The organism is Campylobacter concisus, assembly GCF_002913225.1.
Taxonomy (GTDB): Bacteria; Campylobacterota; Campylobacteria; order Campylobacterales; family Campylobacteraceae; genus Campylobacter_A; species Campylobacter_A concisus_J.
This window is the reverse complement of sequence record NZ_PPAW01000015.1, coordinates 19,334-40,796: the sequence shown is the minus strand read 5'-3', so window position 1 is coordinate 40,796 and position 21,463 is coordinate 19,334. Positions and strand designations below refer to the sequence as shown.

Annotated in this window: 21 protein-coding genes and 1 pseudogene; 16 read left to right on the top strand and 6 right to left on the bottom strand. The window is 40.6% G+C overall.

The window, feature by feature from the left end; translation table 11 throughout:
• The first annotated feature begins 110 nt into the window (after positions 1–110).
• Positions 111–323 carry a transcriptional regulator gene (locus tag CYP26_RS02625; RefSeq protein ID WP_002941953.1) on the top strand — a complete coding sequence of 71 codons (213 nt, stop codon included), beginning with the start codon at positions 111–113 and terminating at the stop codon, positions 321–323.
• A gap of 143 nt (positions 324–466) precedes the next feature.
• On the opposite strand, the gene rho is transcribed toward CYP26_RS02625, so the two are convergent.
• The 3 genes and pseudogenes from rho to CYP26_RS02610 form a co-directional block, all read right to left on the bottom strand.
• On the bottom strand, positions 467–1,810 hold the full coding sequence (rho, locus tag CYP26_RS02620; protein WP_103630261.1) for a transcription termination factor Rho: 1,344 nt from the start codon (positions 1,808–1,810) through the stop codon (positions 467–469).
• Positions 1,811–1,973: 163 nt separating this feature from the next.
• Positions 1,974–2,791, bottom strand: a pseudogene (locus CYP26_RS02615) (pyridoxal-phosphate dependent enzyme).
• 278 nt (positions 2,792–3,069) lie between these two features.
• The gene (locus CYP26_RS02610; RefSeq protein WP_103630260.1) at positions 3,070–3,453 is read right to left on the bottom strand and encodes a RidA family protein; all 384 of its coding nucleotides are present in this window, start codon (positions 3,451–3,453) and stop codon (positions 3,070–3,072) included.
• Positions 3,454–3,600: 147 nt separating this feature from the next.
• Between CYP26_RS02610 and CYP26_RS02605 the strand changes: the two genes are divergently transcribed.
• The 3 genes from CYP26_RS02605 to ccoS are packed head-to-tail and all read left to right on the top strand — an operon-like array spanning position 3,601 to position 6,865.
• Entirely contained in the window at positions 3,601–4,221 is a 621-nt protein-coding gene (locus CYP26_RS02605) for a helix-turn-helix transcriptional regulator (RefSeq protein WP_103630259.1), read from the top strand.
• Positions 4,218–6,596, top strand: a complete 2,379-nt coding sequence (locus CYP26_RS02600; protein WP_103630258.1) for a heavy metal translocating P-type ATPase — start codon at positions 4,218–4,220, stop codon at positions 6,594–6,596. The genes CYP26_RS02605 and CYP26_RS02600 overlap by 4 nt, the downstream gene beginning before the upstream one ends.
• Entirely contained in the window at positions 6,596–6,865 is a 270-nt protein-coding gene (ccoS, locus tag CYP26_RS02595; protein WP_103630257.1) for a cbb3-type cytochrome oxidase assembly protein CcoS, read from the top strand. Before CYP26_RS02600 ends, ccoS begins: the two co-directional genes overlap by 1 nt.
• Here the strand turns inward: ccoS and CYP26_RS02590 are convergent.
• Positions 6,800–7,408 (bottom strand): LysE/ArgO family amino acid transporter, encoded by a 609-nt coding sequence (locus CYP26_RS02590; protein ID WP_258031379.1) that lies wholly within the window; start codon positions 7,406–7,408, stop codon positions 6,800–6,802. The genes ccoS and CYP26_RS02590 overlap by 66 nt on opposite strands.
• A 117-nt stretch (positions 7,409–7,525) precedes the next feature.
• Here CYP26_RS02590 and CYP26_RS02585 point away from each other — a divergent pair, with 117 nt between their 5' ends.
• Complete coding sequence (locus CYP26_RS02585) at positions 7,526–9,187, top strand: DNA polymerase III subunit gamma/tau (protein ID WP_103630255.1); 1,662 nt, start codon at positions 7,526–7,528, stop codon at positions 9,185–9,187.
• A gap of 788 nt (positions 9,188–9,975) precedes the next feature.
• Here the strand turns inward: CYP26_RS02585 and glnA are convergent.
• Positions 9,976–11,406 carry a type I glutamate--ammonia ligase gene (glnA, locus tag CYP26_RS02580; RefSeq protein WP_103570159.1) on the bottom strand — a complete coding sequence of 477 codons (1,431 nt, stop codon included), beginning with the start codon at positions 11,404–11,406 and terminating at the stop codon, positions 9,976–9,978.
• A gap of 88 nt (positions 11,407–11,494) precedes the next feature.
• Positions 11,495–12,274 carry a histidinol-phosphatase gene (locus tag CYP26_RS02575; RefSeq protein WP_103570160.1) on the bottom strand — a complete coding sequence of 260 codons (780 nt, stop codon included), beginning with the start codon at positions 12,272–12,274 and terminating at the stop codon, positions 11,495–11,497.
• Between the two features lie 136 nt (positions 12,275–12,410).
• Between CYP26_RS02575 and CYP26_RS02570 the strand changes: the two genes are divergently transcribed.
• The 11 genes from CYP26_RS02570 (at position 12,411) to ffh (ending at position 21,452) form a co-directional block, all read left to right on the top strand.
• Complete coding sequence (locus CYP26_RS02570) at positions 12,411–13,169, top strand: chemotaxis protein (protein ID WP_103630254.1); 759 nt, start codon at positions 12,411–12,413, stop codon at positions 13,167–13,169.
• Positions 13,169–14,428: a peptidase U32 family protein gene (locus tag CYP26_RS02565; RefSeq protein ID WP_103630253.1), complete on the top strand. Its 1,260-nt coding sequence runs from the start codon at positions 13,169–13,171 to the stop codon at positions 14,426–14,428. The genes CYP26_RS02570 and CYP26_RS02565 overlap by 1 nt, the downstream gene beginning before the upstream one ends.
• Positions 14,425–14,919, top strand: coding sequence for a 5-(carboxyamino)imidazole ribonucleotide mutase (gene purE, locus CYP26_RS02560; protein WP_103630252.1), 495 nt, complete (start codon positions 14,425–14,427; stop codon positions 14,917–14,919). Before CYP26_RS02565 ends, purE begins: the two co-directional genes overlap by 4 nt.
• An 11-nt stretch (positions 14,920–14,930) precedes the next feature.
• Positions 14,931–15,404, top strand: a complete 474-nt coding sequence (locus CYP26_RS02555) for a DUF3972 domain-containing protein (RefSeq protein ID WP_103613014.1) — start codon at positions 14,931–14,933, stop codon at positions 15,402–15,404.
• A gap of 3 nt (positions 15,405–15,407) precedes the next feature.
• Entirely contained in the window at positions 15,408–15,824 is a 417-nt protein-coding gene (locus CYP26_RS02550) for a GyrI-like domain-containing protein (RefSeq protein WP_103573267.1), read from the top strand.
• Positions 15,825–15,834: 10 nt separating this feature from the next.
• Positions 15,835–16,695 carry a glycine--tRNA ligase subunit alpha gene (gene glyQ / locus CYP26_RS02545; RefSeq protein WP_021084368.1) on the top strand — a complete coding sequence of 287 codons (861 nt, stop codon included), beginning with the start codon at positions 15,835–15,837 and terminating at the stop codon, positions 16,693–16,695.
• Positions 16,696–16,701: 6 nt separating this feature from the next.
• Complete coding sequence (locus CYP26_RS02540; protein WP_103630251.1) at positions 16,702–17,424, top strand: Nif3-like dinuclear metal center hexameric protein; 723 nt, start codon at positions 16,702–16,704, stop codon at positions 17,422–17,424.
• A 16-nt stretch (positions 17,425–17,440) separates the two neighbouring features.
• Positions 17,441–18,148, top strand: a complete 708-nt coding sequence (locus CYP26_RS02535; protein WP_103630250.1) for a zinc ribbon domain-containing protein — start codon at positions 17,441–17,443, stop codon at positions 18,146–18,148.
• Positions 18,149–18,157: 9 nt separating this feature from the next.
• Positions 18,158–19,294: a lipid IV(A) 3-deoxy-D-manno-octulosonic acid transferase gene (gene waaA / locus CYP26_RS02530; RefSeq protein WP_103630249.1), complete on the top strand. Its 1,137-nt coding sequence runs from the start codon at positions 18,158–18,160 to the stop codon at positions 19,292–19,294.
• The gene (locus CYP26_RS02525; protein WP_103630248.1) at positions 19,291–20,049 is read left to right on the top strand and encodes an RluA family pseudouridine synthase; all 759 of its coding nucleotides are present in this window, start codon (positions 19,291–19,293) and stop codon (positions 20,047–20,049) included. Before waaA ends, CYP26_RS02525 begins: the two co-directional genes overlap by 4 nt.
• 62 nt (positions 20,050–20,111) lie before the next feature.
• Positions 20,112–21,452 (top strand): signal recognition particle protein, encoded by a 1,341-nt coding sequence (ffh, locus tag CYP26_RS02520; protein WP_103575948.1) that lies wholly within the window; start codon positions 20,112–20,114, stop codon positions 21,450–21,452.
• The last annotated feature ends 11 nt before the right edge of the window (positions 21,453–21,463 follow it).

Here is a 21,463-nt window from a genome sequence, read left to right as displayed (position 1 = left end):
TATTAAATAAAGTTTAAATATTCAATAAAATTAATAAAAAACATAAAATAATTCAATTGTTTTCTTATCAGAATAAAATTTATAAAATCACTCAAAAAAAGGAGTGTAAAGTGGCTAAGATGACAAAACGTGATATGGCTTATCATTTAGACGTTGATGTCGCAACGCTTTACAACTGGCGAAAACACAAGCCAAACCTTTATCGTATCGTAATGCTTGGATTTAAATTTGATGAGCTTATCGAGCAGAGCAAAAAGACTTGCAACGAGCTTTGCGAGTATGAAAATTTGATCAATCAAGACATAGAAAAATTTAGTAAATAATCGTTTAAAAATCGTAATCTCTTTTATAATTACAAGTGTTGAAAAATTCAAAATTTCTAAGATATTTTTGGCTAGAAAAGCTGGAGTTTATATTTTAAGTGAGAAATTTGAGCTCAAAGCAAGCGCTTCAAGCTCAGTTAAATTTACTCGTTTAGGATAGAGAGAAGCTCTTTGTTGTCTTTTGTTTTTAGCATCTTTGCGTATAAGAATTTAAGCGCTTCGACGTCGTCCATTGTAGCTATCGCAGAGCGAATAGCCCAAATTTTTTGAAGTTCATCAGGCTTTTGAAGTAGCTCTTCTTTTCTAGTGCCTGATTTTAGCACGTTGATAGCTGGGTAAATTCTGCGGTCTGAGATATTGCGGTCAAGCACGATCTCGCTGTTTCCAGTTCCTTTAAACTCTTCAAATATCACTTCGTCCATACGTGAGCCAGTGTCGATCAGTGCGGTTGCGATGATGGTTAGTGAGCCGCCGTACTCAATGTTTCTAGCTGCGCCAAAGAAGCGTTTTGGCTTGTGAAGTGCGTTTGCATCCACGCCGCCTGTTAGCACCTTGCCGCTTGGCGGAGTCACTGTGTTGTAGGCGCGTGCTAGACGGGTTATGCTATCAAGCAAGATGATGACATCTTTGCCCATTTCAACTAGACGTTTTGCCTTTTCGATGACTAGCTCTGCTACGCGGACGTGATTAAGCGCTGGCAGGTCAAATGTCGAGCTAAATACCTCGCCTTTTACGCAGCGTTGCATATCGGTAACCTCTTCTGGTCTCTCATCTACCAAAAGCACCATTAGCTGGGCTTCTGGATGATTTTTTGCGATGCCGTGAGCTAGCTCTTTCATAAGCTCAGTTTTACCACTTCTTGGAGGTGCGACGATGAGGCCGCGCTGACCCTTGCCAATAGGCGTGAAAAGGTCGAGCACACGGCCCGTTAGCTTCATCGGATCATACTCTAAATTTAGCTTTTCAGTTGGGAAAAGCGGGGTTAGGTTGTCAAAGAGTGGCCTCTCTTTTGCGTCTGCTAGAGGCATATAATTTACCGCTTCTATCTTTAAAAGGGCGTAGTATTTCTCCTGATCTTTTGGCTCTCTTACTTGGCCGGTGATGATGTCGCCCACACGAAGTGCAAATTTGCGGATTTGAGAGTTTGAAACATAAGCGTCGTTTGAGCTGTCGCTTAAATTTGCATCAACAGCCCTTAAAAAGCCGTAACCCTCGTTTGTAATCTCTAAAATTCCAGTAAATAGTATAAATCCGCCTTGTTTTGTCTGGGTTTTTAGTATCTCAAATATCAAATCCTGCCTGCGAAATTCGCGTGGATTTTCGACGCCAACGCCATTTGCGATCTGCACTAGCTCGTCTAAGCTAAGCGTTCTTAGCTCTTCGATCTTGTGTCCGTCAACTGGTACGTGGGTTCTTGATGCTTGATGTTTTTTTGTAGTTTTTGTGTTTTGAGCAGCACTTTGCTCGGTTTGGTTATTGTTTTCCATTTTTCCTCTTTAAATGCGGGGATAAGATTGCAGAATTCTGGGCTTCAAAAGTTTTTTGAAAGTTTTGGCATTTTATAAAAATAAAACTTTGTTGTCAAGAAATGCCACAACCAAAGTCGCTAAAATAGGCAAATTTGCAGGCAAAATGGCCTGCAAATTTAAATTAGTGCTCGCTTTTTAGCCCAGCGCCGCACATCGAGATGATGCTTTTGCCATCTATCTTGTGCGATTTTGCGTAGCTTGCGTAGGCGGCGTAGATGGCTGCTGTGGTGTGCTCGACGTAAAAGCCGCGGCTTGCTAGGAAATTTCTAGCTGGCATGATCTCATCTTCTTTTATCGTGATCACCTCGCGCTCGCCAGCGTAGTTGCTAGCTAAAATTTCGGCGCCACGAGCAGGTTTTGCGATCGCTATGCCCTCAGCCAAAGTTGGCTCTGCCTTTATCGCAACTGGCTCGCTTGTCGCCCCAAGAAACGGCGCGCAATTTTCACTTTGAACGATGAAAATTTTAGGCAGTTTTTTGATCACTCCAGCCTCAAAAAGTTCTTTTAAAGCGATCTCGCAGCCTATTAGCAAGGTGCCGTTGCCAACTGGCAGAAATAAATTTTCAGGTACAAATCCAAGCTGCTCGTAAATTTCATATATATATGTTTTAGTGCCTTGGTAAAAAGCGGGTTAAATACGTGGTTTGCGTAAAATATGCCCTCATCTTTTGCCCTTTTTCTGCAAGCATCTGCCGTTTCGTCGCGCGTGCCGTCAAAGACAACCGCCTTTGCGCCGTAGTACTCAAGCATCTTTATCTTTTTCTCGCTTGTGCCTTTTGGGACGTAAATTTCACACTCTATCCCAGCTCTTGCAGCGTATGCGGCGACTGAGTTTCCAGCGTTTCCGCTGCTATCTTGCAAGATCTTTGTGATGCCATGAGTTTTGCAAAACCAAATAAGCATCACCGCACCCCTATCCTTAAATGAAAGCGTTGGCATCGCATAGTCCATTTTGAGGTAGAGTGAGTCATCAAATTTCACGCTCTTTGTTAGCCCTTCGCCAAGGCTGATATCGCGCCAAAGATCGTTTTTGATAGGGAAAAATTCGCGGTATATAAATAGGCTAAACTCGCGCTGATCGATCAAATTTAGATCAAATTTGGCCGGTTTAAACTCCAGTTTATAAAGCCCACCGCACTCGCACGTAAATATCGCCCCCTCAAATTCTGCGCTCTTACCGCACTTTGAGCAGATAAATTTAGGCATTGTTGCTCCTTTTAAAATTTTCTATCAAGTATTGCTGTGGCTTCGATCTCTAGCAGGCAGCCAAAGTGAAGTTTGTTTGTCGGCACTACGACGCGAGCTGGCTTGTGCTCGCCAAAAAATAGTGCATACTCGTCATCTATCTCGTCCCAAAAGTCGATATCTGGCGTATAGATGCGGCACATCAAGATGTCATTTCTTGTCGCATTTGCTAGTTTTAGCACGTTATCAAGGTTTTTTAAAGCCTGTCTTGTTTGCGTCTTTAGCCCCTCTGGAATTTGCCTAGTCTCTGGGTCCATGCTAAGCTGACCTGAGATGTAGAGGACGCCGTTGTGCTCGGTTGCCAAAGAGTAGTGAGCCTTTTTCTTTTTTGAAATTTCGGTCTCATAAATTTTCATATTTTCTCCTTAAAAATTTAAAGGATTATAGATAAAAAATTATTATTACCACTTAAATTTCACAAATTTTCATAAAAAATTATATTTTTTCTTATCGAAATTTTAAAAATATTTTGGCTAAACTTAAACAAAAACAAAAGGCGCCTTATGCACCATATATTAAAGGCATTTATCCCAACGGCAAATCTCATACAAAAAAGCTCGCCATTTGCCTGCGAAGTCGTGCTGCACGATCTCTCAAACCCGCAGCGCTCAGTTGTATATGTAGCTGGCGACGTCACTGGCAGAAAGGTCGTACAAAGCTTTGACCACCTTGTAAGCGAGGTCTTAAACAGCGAAAATTTCAAAGACGACTACGTGGCAAACTACTTTTTTACCAAGGACGAAAAGCTGGTGAAGTCTTCAACTGCCTTTATCAGAGACGAGCACGGAGAGATCATCGGGGCGATATGCGTAAATGTCGATGCAAGCGTAGCAAAGAGCCTTTTTGAAATGGCTGGGAATTTCTTAAAGACGAGTGAAAATGAGCCCAAGAGCGAGCAAAACGACGATGTAATGCAGATAGTTTTAAATTTGATCGACAAGATCATCGCCAAAAACGAGAGCAAGAAGCTCAAAAAAGAGCAAAAGCTCGAGCTTGTTGGCTTTATGAACGAAAAGGGCATTTTTAACATAAAGGGTGCTATCGAGGTCGTGGCAGCCAAGCTAAACGTCTCAAAGATCACGATATATGGCTATTTAGACCAGCTTAAAAAGAAGCGTCCGTGAAGTGTAGGTGCTCTCACTGCAAGCAAAGCTTTGATGAAAGCGCGATGATAGAGGCTAAGGGCGGGCTTAAGTTTTGCTGTGTCGGCTGCAAAGGCGTCTATGAAATTTTAAATGAAAGCGGCCTTGGCGAGTTTTACGAGAGGCTTGGCAAAAACACGCTAAATCCTGCAAGTAGCGGCGCAAATGTCAAAAATTTAGCGGCAAATTTTAGCGAGCTGGTGACAAAAGAGGGCGAGTTTTCTAAAATTTCACTTCTCATTGACGGTATCACCTGCTCGGCGTGCATCTGGCTGCTTGAAAAGGCGCTTTTTAGCCTGCCTGGAATTTTGGAGGTAAATATCAACTCGCTTAGCCAAAAGGCGGTCATCGTTTACGATGAGCAAGAGCTTTTGGTGGAGCAAATAATTGAGAAAATTTATGCCGTTGGCTACACTCCAAAGGCCTACGCGGCGAGCCAAAAAGAGGACGAACTAGTCAAAAAAAGGCGAAATTTCTACGCAAAAGCGCTTGTTGGCGTCTTTGCTACGATGAATATCATGTGGCTGGCGATCGCGCAGTATGGCGGCTACTTTAGCGGTATCAGAAGCGACGTGAAGGACCTGCTAAGCTTTGCGCAGTTTGTGCTGGCAACGCCTGTGCTTTTTTATACTGGCAGCGAGTTTTTCAAGGGGGCGAAGATCGCTATTAAAAACGCCTCGCCAAATATGGACCTGCTCGTTATCACGGGGGCTAGCATAACCTATATCTACTCGATTTTTGCGATGCTTACAAGAAGCGGCGAGAGTTATTTTGACTCGGTTGCGATGATCATAACCTTTGTTTTTATCGGCAAATTTTTAGAAATTTTAGGCAAGAAAAAGGCACTTGAAACATCAAATTTCTTAAGCGATATGCTGCTTGCAAAGGTCTGCGTTTTAGAGAATGGCAAGGATATTTTAAAAGAGCCAAAGGATGTAAATTTAGGCGAAAAGATCGTGCTAAGAGCTGGCGAGAGGGCGCTACTTGATGGTGTGGTGCTTAGTGGTGAGGCAAGCATCGATAGCTCAAGCTTAACAGGCGAAAGTTTGCCACTTTTACTAAGCTGCGGGGCTGAAGTAAAAAGTGGCGTCGTTTGTTTAAACGGCCAGATCATCTATGAAGCAAGGCAAATTTTTAAAAACTCATATCTTAATAAGCTTATAAATTTACTCCAAAACGCAGAGCTAAAAAAGCCAAATATCGAGCTAGCAGTCAATAAAATCGCCTCGAAATTCTCTCTTAGCGTGCTAACTCTGGCATTTTTTACATTTTGGTTTTGGTACTTTAAATTTAGCTTTTCAGAAGCAATCGTCACGGCTGTGAGCGTCATCGTGATCGCTTGCCCTTGTGCGCTTGCCCTTGCCACGCCAGTTAGCAGCGTTTGCGCCCTTGGGGTGGCCTTTAAAAACAAGGTGCTTTTTAAGGAGGCTAAATTTTTTGAAAGCCTTGCAAAGTGCGATGTAGCGGTATTTGACAAGACTGGGACGCTTACAAAGGCTAAATTTGAAGTTGGCGAGTTTTTTATAAAAGAGGGCGTGAGTATTGATAAAATTTACTCGCTTTGTCTCATCTCAAACCACCAAATAAGCGTTGCGGTGGCTGAGTTTTTAAAGCAAAAAGGTGCAAAAAAAGTTGAGCTTGAAAATGCAAATTTAAGCGTGGCAAAGGGAGTTAGCGCTGATATCGCAGGTGAGCGTTTTATCGCTGGGAGCAAGCGCTTTTTGGCTGAAAATGGGGTGAAATTTGATGAGAGCGAAGAAAATGTGAGCTTTTTTGTGGGCAAGCAGGGCGAGCTGGTGGCTAAATTTTACCTACAAGATAGCGTAAAGCCCGAGGCAAAGGCTCTCATAGATGAGCTAAAAGCAGCTGGATTAGAGACCTTTATCCTAAGTGGCGACGTTCAAAATGTTGTAAAAAACGTGGCAGATGGGCTTGGGGTGAGCGAGTTTAGAGCAGGGATGTTACCTGATGAAAAGGCTAAATTTATAGCTGGTCTCAAACAGCAGGGCAAAAACGTGCTGATGGTTGGAGACGGCATAAACGACGCAGCTGCACTAAGCCTTGCTCACGTGGCCATTTGCATGGGAAGTGGCGCGGCCGTGAGCCTAGAGAAAAGCGACGTGGTGCTACTTGATGATAGCCTGCAAAGCCTAGCAAAAGCGGTGAAAATTTCAAAATTTACCTATAAAACGATAAAGCAAAATTTACTCTTTTGCCTGCTTTATAACGCCCTTAGCCTGCCATTTGCCGTGTGTGGCTACGTCATGCCGCTATTTGCCGCGCTTTTCATGTCAGCAAGCTCGCTAAGTGTGATACTAAACTCGCTTTTTATAGTTAGAAAATTTAAGGACAAATAGTGGATACAACGACTCTTGCGATGCTTGTTTTTATCTCTGTTTTGATGGGGGCGGCCTTGCTTTTTGGCGTGCTTTGGGGGATAAAAAATAGGCAGTTTGAAGACTACCGCAAATTTTTAGACGGAGCAAATTTAGACGACGAAGACGCGCTAAATGAAGCCTACCAGCTCGAACTTCGCAAAAAAGAGGCGCTAAAAAAGAGGCTAGAAGCTAGCAAAAAGGAGCATGAAGGCAAGGGCGAGCATGACGAGGCCGACAAAAAACTCTAAAATTTTCCAAGAGATGGGCCTTGCAAAGATGGGCGCTAAAAACCTAGCCAGATAGCCAAGTGTGAAGAAAAAGCAAAATGAGGCAAGGCTAGCTCCCACGCCAAATATCAAATTTTCATCTTTAAATTTAGTCGAAACCGAGCCTATTAGGATCATCGTGTCAAGATAGACGTGAGGATTTAGCCAAGTAAATGCGAGCGTTAAAAGGATGTTTTTCTTTAAATTTGATCTAGCATTTTCGCTGCTGGTATCCATGCTAAGGTCCTTAAAAAAGCACGAGTGAAAGCTCTTTAGCGCGTAAAAAAGCAAAAATAAAAAGCCGCCATAAAGGGCAATTTGCTTGATGATGGGGAAGTTTTGCACGAGGCTACCGAGCCCAAAAACTCCTGCAAAGATCAAGACAGCGTCGCTAATAGCGCAAATAAGGCAGATGATAAAGATATTTTCTCTTTTGATGCCCTGTTTTAGCACAAATGCGTTTTGCGCGCCGATAGCTAAAATGAGCGATAAAGAGATAAAAAATCCAGATATAAATGCTTGCAAATTTATCCTTTCCGCTAAAGTTTGACTTAAATTTAGCAAAATTTAACTTTATCATAACCATAAATTTATGCCTTTTTTTATAAAATCAGCAAATTAAAATTGCAAAAAGGAAAGCAGTTGCAAGCACTAGCCCTAAAATATCGACCAAAAAATTTTGACGAGCTCATCGGACAAGAAGCCGTAAGCAAGAGCCTAACCCACGCACTTGATGAGAACAGAGTGAGCCATGCCTATTTGTTTTCAGGCCTTAGGGGAAGCGGCAAGACATCGAGCGCTAGGATATTTGCAAAGGCTTTGGTCTGCGAGAAAGGGCCAACTTCTAGGCCTTGCGAGGTCTGTGCGCAGTGCGTGATGGCAAACGAGTCGCGCCACATGGACATCATCGAGATGGACGCAGCCAGCCACAGAAAGATCGATGACATAAGGGAGCTTATCGAGCAGACAAAGTACGCTCCGACGGCTGCTAGATATAAAATTTTCATCATCGACGAAGTGCATATGCTAACAAAAGAGGCGTTTAATGCCCTTCTTAAAACGCTTGAAGAGCCGCCAAGCTATGTTAAATTTATCTTAGCAACGACCGACCCGCTTAAGCTGCCAACAACGGTGCTTTCAAGGACGCAACATTTTAGATTTAAGCAGATAAGCAGATATGAGATCGTAAAACATCTTGAATTTATCCTTAGCAAAGAGGGCGTGAGCTACGAGAGGGAGGCGCTTGAGATACTAGCTAGAAGTGGCGGCGGTTCGCTAAGAGATACACTAACGCTGCTTGATCAAGCTATCATTTATGGCGCTGGCAATATCACAAAATCAAGCGTGGCAGCGATGCTCGGACTTCTTGATCCAAGTAGAATCGAGCAGATCATCGAACACGTCGCAAATGCCGATAAAAACGCCATAAGAGTGCTTGTAACCGAGCTTGAGACCTATGAGCCAGAGATGATCATAGATGAAATTTTGGCAAATTTAAAGCAGAGATTTTTAGACAACGACCCAAAATTTTCACTTCTTATATATGAGAGATTTTTTAGGATTTTGGCGCAGGCAAAGTCGATGCTAAGCGTATCAAGCGACAATGGATTTGTGCTGATGCTTATGCTTTTTATGATGATAGAGGCGCTAAATTTACAAGATATCGATGAAGCAATAAAGCTTGCTAAGAGCGAGCCTAGCGTGGCTATAGAGCCAAAAGCTGGCGTGAGTGAGCAAATTTTAGCCATAAAAGAAGCGCCAAAGACGCCATACGAGCAGTTTGTGGCAAAAATTTATGATAGAAGCTTTGAGCTTGGAGAAATTTTTAAAAATCACATAAGTTTTAGCTTTTTAAATGAGAATGAGCTTGGCTTAGTCGTCAATGCAACTGGCGATGAGCTGGCATTTTTCAAAAAAAGCTGGGGTGTAATGCATGAAATTTTACATACAATTTTTGGTAAAAAGATCAAGATCGTAAATGCTAAAACTCAAATTCCTGCCGCAAAGCCCAAGCCAGAAACTCCGCCACAAGAGCCACAAGATAAATATAGCTACCTTGACGAGGAGATCGCTAAGATAAAGGCTAGGCAGCAAGACGAGCAAAAAGATGAGCCAGTAAGCAAGCCCGAGGTAGTGCCTGAAACTAGCGTAAATGCGCTATCTCAGCCGCAAAATGACTTTGCAAAAGAGCTGATGTCACTAAGTCAGAGCAAGAGCCCAGAAGAGCTTAAAAAGCAAAGAGAAGAGGGCGTGATAAAAGAGGCAAATAGGCTCTTTGGACAGCCTGAAGTGCAAAATAGCTAGGAAATTTGGCTCTTTTGTAAATTTGACTTTTTGATCTAAATTTCTAAATAAAAGTGGTCAAATTTAGCTTTTTTAATAAATTTATCTACTGTTGCTATCCTGACTAAATAAAATCTCAAATTTATATTGCAAATTTAAAAGAGCTAGAGCTTATTAAATTTGAACTTTTAATGAGGCGATAAATTTAAAACTCTGGCAAATTTACCCTTGTTTGCAAAATAAAATTTAATTCTATTTTTAACCACCGTAGGATTTTATATTTCAAATTTGAAGTTTAAAATTTATCCGATGTGGTTTTTTTTGATATAAACTTAAAATTCTAAATTTGCATGAACTTAGGCTTATTAAATTTAACCTTTCTAAAACAAAATTTCTAAATAAAATTAGTCAAATTTAGCTTGTTGTTTTGTTTGATGCTTAAATTTAAAGCCAAAATTTATCTGCTATGACCATTTTTGCTAGACAAAATCTCTAAACTAAAAAACAAATTTACAATGGCTATGACTTGTTAATTTTTAAATTTATCCTTTTGGACAAAATTTCTAAACAAAAGTAGCCAAAATTTAGATAGGTGTTTTTGTTTTTTATATTTAAAGCTTGAAGTCTTAAATTTATCCGCCATGGCTTTTTTGGATATGAGCTTAAATTTCTAAATTTGCATGAGTTTGGGCTTATTAAATTTAAAATTTATTCTTGTGCGTAAAGCTAAATTTAGCTCAAAATTTAACTATATAGATTTTATATTTAAAAAAGTCTCCAAGCCCAAAAAAGAGCTTGGAGATTGCGTTTTAGCAAGAGAAGCAGGTTTTAAACTCATAAGCGGTTGGGCGTGCTTCGTAAGGCCAAACCTGAGTTTCAAATTTCATGTGCTGATAAGTGTCGATGAAAAGATCGCTCATTATCGGTTTTAGATATTCGTTATCGCGGATAAGCGCCTCAAGGCTGCCACGAAGTGTGTGTGGGAGCTGCTCTATGCCGCGCTCTCTGATCTCATCGAGGTGAAGTTTAAATAAATTTTCATCCATCGGACCAACTGGCTCGTATTTGTGTTTAACGCCGTCAAGGCCCGCCATTAGCATCGCTGAGAAAGCTAGATAAGGGTTTGCCGTGCTATCAGGGAATCTCATCTCAGCTCTAACTGACTTCTCGCCAGCGCCGTAAGGTATGCGGATGCTCGCTGAGCGGTTTTGGCTAGAGTAGGTGAGGATAGATGGCGCTTCAAAGCCCGGGATTAGGCGTTTGTAGCTGTTTGTGCTTGGGTTTGTGAAGGCTGCAACGCTTCTTGCGTGTTTTAAAACGCCGCCGATGTAGTATCTTGCAAAGTCACTTAAATTTGCGTAGTTGCCCTCTTTGTAGAATAAATTTTTGCCGTCTTTCCAGACTGATTGGTGCACGTGCATGCCGCTGCCGTTGTCGCCATAAAGCGGTTTTGGCATAAATGTAACTGTCTTGCCGTTTAGGTGAGCGACCATGCGAACGACGTATTTGTAAATTTGAACGTTGTCAGCAGCCTCGACTAAGTTGCCAAATTTCACGCCGATCTCGCCTTGACCTTGAGCGACTTCGTGGTGTCCTAAAAATACTTCAAGACCAACTTGCTCTAAAACTTGCATCATTTCAGCTCTTAGATCGACCATGCTGTCGATTGGCTGAGTCATCAAGTAGCCGCCTTTTCTGCGTGGGCGGTGGCCTGTGTTGTAGCTATCTTTGAAGTCTGCAGCGTCGTTCCACTCGCCTTCTTCGCTATCTACTTGATACATCGCGCAGTTTGGGCTGTCGATGATTTTGACGTTGTCAAATACAAAAAATTCATTCTCAGGGCCAAAATATGCCTCGTCTCCAAGTCCGCTATCTTTTACATATTGCATCGCTCTTTTTGCGATCGAGCGAGGGCATTTTTCATAAATTTGACCTTTGTAGATGTCGTAGATATCGCAGAAAACAACGACTGTGATGTCAGAGGTAAATGGGTCCAAAAACGCCGATGTCGCTTCTGGCTTCATTATCATATCGCTCTTGTCGATTGGCTGCCAGCCGTTCATCGAGCTAGCGTCCATCGGGATGCCGTTTGTGAAATTCTCTTTTGTAACAGCTTTTATGTTGTAGCTTATGCTGTGCCAAGCGCCGTTTAGATCGGTAAATCTAAAATCTACAAATTTAACTTCATTTTCTTTGCAAAAATCAAAAAAATGATCGATGTTTTGGACAAATTTTCCCATTTTTTATCTCCTTCTGGTTTTTTAATTTTCGTATTGTATCACAAAATTTTATATTTAAGATTATCTTTATATTTTATTTGACCCCAAACTAAAATTTTACTAATTCTCTATCTCTATTTTTAAATATCGCACACTTTGAATATCCCAAATTTCTAGCTATTTGCTCGCAAATTTCGCCGTTTTTACCGATATCTTCTTTGGCGTGAGCGTCTGAGCCAAAGGTAATGGTTATGTCATTTTCGGCGATAAGCTCAAGTAAATTTATGCTTGGATATTGCTCGCCGATGGGCTTTCTAAAGCCAGCTGCGTTTATCTCAACTACCAAATTTGCCTCTTTTATTGCTTTTATCGCGTTTTTGGCTAGGATCCTGACATCTTTTTTAGGTAAAAATTTAAAGAGTTTTAAAAGATCGATGTGCCCCATGATGTCAAATTTACCAAGCTTAGCTGACCTTTCTATGTGGTCAAAATACTCTTGCCAAATTTGATCCAAGTCTTTGCCCTCGTAGCCACCGATAAATTCTGGGTTGTCAAACGCCCAGCCGTTAAAAAAATGCACAGAGCCTATTAGATAATCAACCTTTCTAGCAAAAACTCGCTCGTCCATAAAGCCATCTAAAAAGTCCATCTCGTAGCCAAGTAAAATTTCTATCTCACCGCTAAATTCCTCTCTTAAACGTAAAATTTCGTCTTCGTAGCTTTGCATCTCTTCAAATTTCATCCTATAAGCTTCATCGTAGTTCATCGGTGCGTGATCGCTAAAGCCAAAGTATCTTGTGCCAGCTTTTATGGCGCATCTCACAAATTCTAGCGGTTCGCCAACTGCGTGGTTGCAAAGCGGTGTGTGGTTGTGAAGATCGACGGTCATTTTTAGCCTTTTAAAGTCGTTTATTTTTCAAAAATGCTACCTAAAATTTGATAAATTTAAAGATAAACGCATGCTTTTTAAACTTTCTTTTTATTTAAATCCTATATAATCAAGCCAAATTTTATTAGGAGCTTTTATGACCCAAGAGGAACTTGACGCGCTTATGGCGGGCGGATTAGAGGATGATTTAGGTGATACTAAAGATGCCAGCCAAGAGGTCGCGGACGTCAAAGAGGAAACAGACGAGGTAGCAGAAGTTGCAGAGGCAATGAGTGCTAAAGCAGATGAGCCACAAGCAAAGTCAGAGAGTAGCTCAAAACAGGGCGAAAACTACAGAGTGAGTGCAGACGGCGTTTGGCCACCACCACCACCGACTGAAGACCATAAAATGGTACACCAGCTTGATGATGTGACAAGAGATAGCGAAGAGAAAGCTACTCAGATGTTTGACAAGCTTGAGACGATAAATAACTTTTTTATGGACGCTGAGAGCGACTCAAACAGCCTAAAAGATGCGATAAATTCAAACGTTGAGCTATTTACAACGCTAAGTGAGAAATTTCCAAATATCGCTGCATTTAGCGAGGCTTTGGATAAAAACAACTCGCTTCTTGGCACGATCGATAATATCATCTCAAATTTACAAATGGGACAAGATGAGATCATGATGGCTATGGATATGATGCAGTATCAAGACATCCACAGACAAAAGATAGAGCGTGTTATCAACGTTATGAGAGCGCTAAGCAAGTATATGAATACATTGTTTGAAGGTCGTATCGACGATGATAAGCGCGTTGGCTCTGCTGTTCATATCGCTGGTGATACAACGACTGAAAACCTAGTCAGCAACGACGACATCGAAGCCTTGATAGAAAGTCTAGGTAAAAAATAGTGCTAAAAAGGCCTGAGCTTTTATCTCCAGCTGGAAATTTAACAAAACTTAAAATCGCCCTTGAATACGGAGCCGACGCTGTTTATGGCTCGGTTGCTAGCTTTTCGCTAAGGACTAGATCAGCAAGAGAGTTTAACCTTGAGACTTTTAAAGAGGCGATAGACTACACACACGAAAAGGGAAAGAAATTTTATGCGACCATAAATGCCTTTCCTTTTAACTCTCAGATAGAGCCACTAAAAAGGCACTTACAAACCATCTCAGCGATGAAGCCAGATGCCTTTATCATCGCAACTCCAGGTGTCATGAGCCTAGCAAAAGAGATCGCTCCAGATATCGAGATACACCTCTCTACTCAGGCAAACGTTATGAACGTGCTGGATGCTAAAATTTACCACGATATGGGTGCAAAACGCATCGTCGTGGCTAGAGAGATGAATTTAAAAGATGTTATAAAGATAAAAGAGGAAATTCCAACCCTTGATATCGAAATTTTCGTCCATGGCTCGATGTGCTTTGCCTATTCTGGTAGGTGCTTGGTAAGCTCAGTGCAAAGCGGACGTATGTCAAACCGCGGCAGCTGCGCAAACGACTGCAGATTTAAGTATGAACTCTATGCCAAAAACGAAGAGAGCGGCGTGCTTTTCCGCTTAGAAGAGGACGAAAATGGCACTCACATCATGAACTCAAAGGATCTTTGCCTCATCTCACACATCAAAGAGATCGTTGATAGCGGCGTGATAGATAGCTTTAAGATAGAGGGCCGCACAAAGAGCGAATACTACGCAGCCTGCACAGCAAGAGCCTATAAAATGGCGATAAATGACGCCATGAACGACAAATTTGACGCGCAAATTTATGAAAATGAGATAAATACGCTGAAAAATCGCGGCTTTACGGACGGCTACTTGGTGCATAGACCTTATGAGCGAACCGATACGCAAAATCACACAAGTAGCCTAGAAGAGGGCACTCATCAGGTAAATGCCATAAGTGAAGATGGTGAGTTTTTTAAGTGTAAATATAAAATTTTCCCAGATAAAGGCTACGAGATCGTAGCACCGACTGGCTCACACATAGATGATAGTGAAAATGAAATCTCAAAGGTCTATTCACAAGATGGCAAGAAATTTATCAAATTTAAGCAGCTCGTTACCAAAAAAGGCAAGGTCATGAGCGAAATTCACAGCGGTAATGAAAATGAGATAAACCTTGGCGTTAAGCTGCCAAAATTTAGCTTTTTGAGGGAGAAGATATGAAATTTGTTTCTATTATAATGGGAAGTAAAAGCGACTATGAGATAGTTAGCGAGGCGGCAAATACTCTGGAGAAATTTGGCGTAAAATATGAACTGATAATCAGCTCAGCCCACAGAAGCCCAAAAAGAACTAGCGAGTACGTCGCAAACGCCGAGAAAAAAGGGGCAAAAGTCTTCATAGCAGCTGCTGGCATGGCAGCTCATCTAGCTGGAGCGATCGCTGCAAATACAACAAAACCAGTGATCGGCATACCAATGGCTGGTTCAGCTCTAAGCGGCGTTGATGCACTTTACTCAACCGTGCAAATGCCAAGTGGTATGCCAGTGGCGACCTTGGCTATCGGCAAGGCTGGCGCGATAAATGCAGCCTATCTTGCGGTGCAAATTTTAGCCCTTGAAGATGAGGGGCTAGCAAGTGCGCTAAAGGCCGACAGAGAGGCAAAGATAAAGGCTTTAGAGGAAGACTCTTCAAAGGTTGAAGTGATACTATAAAAGGAGAAGCGGTGCAGACCTATCTTGGAGTTGATGAATTTTGCAAACTTGTGCATTTAGAGCGCGAAGTTATCGAGGATATGATAAATCGTGGCGTTTTGAAAACCAAAGAGGAAAATGGAGAAATTTTGATAGAAGCGAGCGAGGGAACGATGAGCGTGGTGCCTAGTGTTTCGCAAAATTTATCCTTGCAGCCGCAAAGCCAAGATGGTTTTAGCTTTGTCGAAAAGACGATTGGCACGATACTAAATTTACACGAAAAGGTGCTTGACGCAAAAGATGAGACGCTTGAGACCTTAAGAAATGAGAATAAATTTTTAAAAGAGGCGCTCATTTCGATGCAAGAGCTCTATGACGAGGATAGAAAAACGGTCGAGACGCTTACAAAACAGCTTAAAATTTCACAAGATGAAGTTGAATTTTTAAAACGAAAATACAAGCTCATGTGGAACCAAGCGGTTGAAAATTTTAACGGACAAAGGTAGTTTATGAAGACTATAAATTTAGAAGATAGCTTTGAAATTTATGGAGTAAAAACTCGCACTAAAAATGAAGATGAAATGGACGGCAACGGCAAAATTCCAGCTTTATGGTCCAAATTTATGAGTGAATACTATGATGGCAAGAGTGAAATTTATAGTGTTTACTGTAACTACGAAAGTGATTTTAATGGACATTACGATAACTTCATCGGCACAATATCACGCCAAAAAGATAGTGAAAATTTAAATATACAAAGCGGAAAGTACGCTCTTTTTAGCTTTGCAAATGAGCCACAAAATGTTGCAAAATTTTGGGATGAAATTTGGAGATATTTTGAAAGTAGCGAGCTAGAAAGAACCTATAAAACAGACTTTGAAAAATACCTAAAAAATAAAATAGAAATTTATATATCAATAAAATAAAAGGCAAAAAATGACATTTTCACAAATAATACTAACGCTTCAAAACTATTGGCAAGAGCAAGGCTGCGTCATACTTCAGCCATACGATATGCCAGCAGGTGCGGGTACATATCATCAGGCGACATTTTTAAGAAGCCTTGGACCAAAGCCATGGGCGACTGCATACGTAGCCCCAAGCCGCCGTCCGACTGATGGCAGATACGGCGAAAATCCAAACCGTCTTGGCGCTTACTATCAGTTTCAAGTGCTTATAAAACCAAGCCCAGAAAATATCCAAGAGCTTTACCTAAAAAGCCTTGAAAGACTTGGTTTAAATTTGAAAAATCACGATATCCGCTTTGTCGAAGACAACTGGGAGAGCCCGACGCTGGGCGCTTGGGGACTTGGCTGGGAGGTCTGGCTAGACGGCATGGAAGTGACGCAATTTACCTACTTTCAGCAGGTGGGCGGCATCGCATGCGAGCTCATATCTGGCGAGATAACATACGGCCTTGAGCGCTTAGCGATGTATCTACAAGATGTAAATAGCGTCTATGACATCGTTTGGGACGACTCTAATGGCAACATCGTAACCTACGCCGACGTTCACAAACAAGGCGAGTACGAGTGGAGTAAATACAACTTTGAAGTGGCAAATGTTGATATGCTTTTTAACCAGTTTGAAAACGCATTTAATGAGTGTAAACGTTGCTTGGAGGCTAAAATTTCACTGCCAGCCTACGACTACTGCATGCTTGCAGCGCATACGTTTAACGTCCTTGACGCGCGTGGAGCGATAAGCGTTACGCAAAGACAAGACTACATCTTAAAAATTCGCGAGCTTGCAAAAGAGTGCGCGCTAACATATAAAGAGAGCCTAGAGCAAAAGTAAAATTTGATGAAAATAGCTGAAATTTATAAAATCTTAGATGAAATTTGCCCATTTGTGAGCCAAGAGTCTTGGGATAATAGTGGCCTGCAGGTTGGCTCATTTGACAGCGAATTTGAGCGAATTTATCTAAGTCTTGATATTGATAGCGAGCTTTTGCAAAATGTCTTGCCAAACTCGCTCATCATCACGCACCATCCGCTCATTTTTAAGGGCCTAAAGTGCCTAGACTACAGCCTCTATCCAAGCTCACTAATAAGGGAGATGGTGATAAAAAATATCTCACTCATCTCACTTCACACAAACGCCGACCTTGCCTTTTTAAATGAAAAATTTGCGACGCAGGTTTTGGGGCTTGAAATTTCAAGCAAAGAGGGCTTTTTGATCTACGCTGATGTGGATATGAAATTTAGCGAGCTTTGTAAATTTGTAAAAGAAAAACTTGGGCTAGAATATTTAAGAGCAGTTCATGCAAAAGATGAAATTTCTAAAATTTGCATCTGCACTGGAAGCGGCGCAGATCTCATCCAAGATGTCAAAGCAGACGCCTTTTTAACGGGCGATCTAAAGTATCACCAAGCCCTTTACGCAAAGGAAAATGGACTAAATTTGATCGACATAAACCACTATGAAAGCGAGCGTTATTTTAGTGATTTTTTAGCAAAATATTTGCAAAATCTAAAAATTGAAGTTATAATAAGCAATTCTAAAAACCCATTTACATATTGCTAACAAAAAAGGAAACATTATGAATAAATATTTGCAACAATTAGTTGAATTATCTGATCTTGACAAACAAATAGACGGCTTCACGCCACGCATACAAGAAGTAGAAAAAGCCTATAAAAGCATAGAAGAAGAGTGTGAAACTATAGCGGTTAATGTAGAAAGGCTTGACGAAGAGGTAAATGATCTGAAATCACAAAAATCAGGCACAAACGCTCATATCGCTGAATTTAGCGCCAAGATCAAAGACGTAGCTAAAAAAAGATCGAACGCTAAAAGCGAAAAAGAGATAAAAGCGCTAGGTCTTGAAGAAGATATCGCAAAAGAACAGCTTGAAGCAGCAAATGAAGAGATCGCTAGACTTGAAAAACTAATAGACAATAAAAATGCTCAAAAAGATGAGCTAAATGCTAAAAAAACAGAGCTTGAAGGAAATTTAGAAAAGATAAAAAGCGAGGTTTCATCTGAGCTTGAAAAGATCGAAAAAGAGCGCAAAGAGGTATATGCTAAAAAAGATAAACTTGTCGCTGCGATGAATCAAAAGATCTTAGCATTTTACGAAAAGATCAGAAAATGGGCTCACAACACAGCCGTTGTGCCAGTTAAAAAACAAGCTTGTTATGGTTGCTTTATGCAGATAAATGATAAAACTTTCTCTGCGGTTGTAAAAGGCGAAGACATCGTCACTTGCCCGCATTGTGGCAGAATTTTATACAAACAAGAGCAATAACACACTTTCGTGATAATAATATATTATTTTTTAGCCTCAATACTCTACTTTTTTGGGGCTATTTTTCTACTTTTCTTAAGTTTCAAAAAAAAATATCATAGATCGATCCCAGCACGTTTTTTTCTCTTTAATAATCCAAAATTTCAAGATGCAGATGTGCATTTTCACGCTTGCTCATTTGGCGAGGTGCAAGCGCTAAAACTATTGATGCAAAAATTTGACAACAAGGCCGTAAGTGTGGTGACAAATACGGGCTTTGAAGCAGCGAGTAAAATTTGCTCAAACACGAGATTTTTACCATTTGAAATTTTCTTGCCATTTTGGCTAAAAAAGAGCAAAATTTTAGTCATTTTCGAGGCAGAGCTTTGGCTAATGCTAGTTTTTATGGCAAAGCTAAAAGGTAGCCGAGTGATCCTGATAAACGCTAGAATTTCAGATAGAAGTTATAAAAGCTACTTAAAATTTGGCTTTTTTTATAGATATCTTTTTAAATTTGTAGATAAAATTTACGCCCAAAGTGAGCTTGATAAAGAGAGACTAAAGTCGCTTGGAGCGGGCGAAATAGAGGTCGTTGGCAATATAAAAGCTGCATTTTTGCCAAGCGTTAGTAGAGTTTATGAAAAGCCAAAAGCTAGAGTGATCGTACTAGCAAGCACGCATGCGGGCGAAGAAGAGATGATACTAGCAAATTTAAATTTAAAAGAAAACGATCTTTTAATCATCGCACCTCGCCATCCAGAGAGATTTGCAGAGGTGGAAAAGCTAGCGAGCGATTACGCTAAAAAGCATAGTTTTAGCTTTGCTAAATTTAGCCAAACGCATAAATTTGATGCTAAAGTAAATTTGCTTGATACTTTAGGCGAGCTTGTAAATGTCTATGCTATTAGCGATATAGTCGTGCTTGGAGGTAGTTTTGTGCCAAATATCGGCGGGCATAATCCAATCGAGTGCGCACAATTTAACCCAGTTATAATTAGCGGCGAGTTTATATTTAACCAAAAGGCGTTATTTAGCCTAGTTGAAAACATCTACATCGCAAAGGCTAGCGAGATCGGCGGAATAATGGGTAGTGATGCCAAAAAGAGCAAGATCGCCGTGCAAGCAAGCGCTGATGCTATCATAGAAGATATAAGGAGCACTTTATGAGTGAAGAAAAAGCGTATAAAATTTTAGCCAAACAAAAAAATATCTCAAACAACGAGGCAAAGGAGTTAATTGACAGCGGGCTAGTCTATGCCAAGGGGCAAAAGGTGGTGATCGCTCGTGCCTTGATGAGTGAAAATACTAAATTTAGCGTCGAAGAGATGCCAAAGCCAAGCGTTATCTTTGAAGATGAAAATTTAATAGCCATCAATAAACCAGCTGCAATAACTAGCGAAAAAATCAGTCAAATGTATAAATTCCCACTCCTTCATAGGCTCGATAAAGACACAAGCGGCGTGCTGCTTCTTGTAAAAAATGACGAATTTGCGAGCCTTGCCATAAATGAGTTTAAAAAGATGAAGGTTGAGAAAATTTACGTGGCAGCAGTTAGGGGCATCATGAGCGAGGAAGTGTTCGTAAATGAGCCGATCTTAACGATAAAAAATAAAAATGGTGCCATTTCAAAGATCTCAAAAGATGGCAAAGAGGCGATCAGTGAAATTTCACCGCTCATGGTTGTGGGCAAAAAAGCGCTGGTAAAAGTTGCCATAAAAACAGGCAGAACGCATCAGATAAGGGTGCATTTAGCTAGTTTAAATTTACCTATCGTTGGCGATGAGAAATACGGCAAAAATAGAGCAAATAGAATGTTTTTGCATGCTTACTCTATCGCTCTTTTAGACTATAAATTTAAAGCACCGATCCCAAGAGAATTTAACTCTCTTGGATTTGAGATATCTAATAAATTTGAAATTTAAAGAGCAATAAAGAAATTATTTAGTAATATACGCCCTTTAATAACAACTTAGAAAGGTGATTAGTGTTCGAACAAATTAGCGAGTCTTTTAGATTAGCCGTTAGTAAGATACGTTTTGTAGATGACGAAAAAGCTCTAAAAAACGCACTTGACGTGCTCAAAAAAGCTCTTTTAAAAGCTGATGTTCATCACAAAGTTACCAAGGATCTACTCGCGTCTATCGAAAGCGAACTAAAGCAAACTGGCGTTGGTCAAAAGAATTTTTTAGATGCGATCAAGTCAAATTTAACGACTATCTTAACAGCTCCTGGCAACCAAGGCTTTGTCTATGCGCCAGTTGCACCGACTATTGTTTTGATGGCTGGCTTGCAAGGTAGCGGTAAAACAACGACAACTATCAAGCTTGCAAACTATCTAAAGCTAAGAAAGAAAAAAGTTTTAGTTGCGGCCTGCGACTTGCAAAGGTTAGCGGCGGTTGAGCAACTAAGACAGCTCTGCGTTGCAAATGAGATAGATCTTTTTTATATAGAAAATGAAAACAACCCTATAAAAGTAGCAAAAGAAGCGCTAGAAAAAGCAAAAAGCGGTCTTTATGATGTACTTTTAGTGGATACCGCTGGTCGTCTTGCGATCGATGAAAAATTAATGCAAGAGATAAAAGATGTAAAAAATGCGATAAATCCACATGAAATTTTCTACGTGGCTGACGCCATGAGCGGCCAAGACGCCGTAAAGACAGCTACAAGTTTTAATGAAATTTTAGGAATTTCTGGAGTTATTCTTTCTAAATTTGACTCTGACTCAAAGGGCGGCGTAGCTATTAGTATCGCAAAACAGCTAAATATCCCACTTAGATTTGTCGGTACTGGTGAGAAAGTAGCTGATATCGAGAGCTTTATACCAGACCGCATCGTAAGCCGTATAATGGGCGAGGGCGACTTAGCCACTTTGGTTGAGAAAACATCGACTATTATTGATGAAAAAGAGGCGAAACGTCTAAATCAAAAGATAAAAAAAGGCCAGTTTAATTTTAATGACTTTTTAGATCAAATGGAAAGCGTTAAAAAGCTTGGTAGTATGAAGTCTTTGATGGGGATGATACCTGGACTTTCAGGACTTGCAAATCAGATAAAAGATATAGACCTTGATAATTCAAAAGAAATTTTGCATATTAAAGCTATGATAAACTCTATGACGCAAAAAGAGCGTGAAAATCCAGACCTTTTAAACAATAGTAGAAAAAGGCGTTTGGCAGCTGGCTCTGGGCTATCTCAAGTAGAGGTAAATCGCTTTTTAAAGCAGTTTGAAAATGCCTCAAAGCTTGCTAAGAAATTTTCAGGAAAAGGCGGAGCAAAAGGACTTGCAAATATGCTTTCACAAGCAAATTTAAAAAGACCTGTTTGATAAAAAGGTTT

Bases quoted from the DNA above. Each gene is read 5' to 3' on its own strand.
- rho (WP_103630261.1), bottom strand. From the start codon at position 1,810: ATGGAAAACAATAACCAAACCGAGCAAAGTGCTGCTCAAAACACAAAA.
- CYP26_RS02610 (WP_103630260.1), bottom strand. From the start codon at position 3,453: ATGAAAATTTATGAGACCGAAATTTCAAAAAAGAAAAAGGCTCACTAC.
- CYP26_RS02605 (WP_103630259.1), top strand. From the start codon at position 3,601: ATGCACCATATATTAAAGGCATTTATCCCAACGGCAAATCTCATACAA.
- glnA (WP_103570159.1), bottom strand. From the start codon at position 11,406: ATGGGAAAATTTGTCCAAAACATCGATCATTTTTTTGATTTTTGCAAA.
- CYP26_RS02575 (WP_103570160.1), bottom strand. From the start codon at position 12,274: ATGACCGTCGATCTTCACAACCACACACCGCTTTGCAACCACGCAGTT.
- CYP26_RS02570 (WP_103630254.1), top strand. From the start codon at position 12,411: ATGACCCAAGAGGAACTTGACGCGCTTATGGCGGGCGGATTAGAGGAT.
- purE (WP_103630252.1), top strand. From the start codon at position 14,425: ATGAAATTTGTTTCTATTATAATGGGAAGTAAAAGCGACTATGAGATA.
- CYP26_RS02550 (WP_103573267.1), top strand. From the start codon at position 15,408: ATGAAGACTATAAATTTAGAAGATAGCTTTGAAATTTATGGAGTAAAA.
- glyQ (WP_021084368.1), top strand. From the start codon at position 15,835: ATGACATTTTCACAAATAATACTAACGCTTCAAAACTATTGGCAAGAG.
- CYP26_RS02540 (WP_103630251.1), top strand. From the start codon at position 16,702: ATGAAAATAGCTGAAATTTATAAAATCTTAGATGAAATTTGCCCATTT.
- CYP26_RS02535 (WP_103630250.1), top strand. From the start codon at position 17,441: ATGAATAAATATTTGCAACAATTAGTTGAATTATCTGATCTTGACAAA.
- CYP26_RS02525 (WP_103630248.1), top strand. From the start codon at position 19,291: ATGAGTGAAGAAAAAGCGTATAAAATTTTAGCCAAACAAAAAAATATC.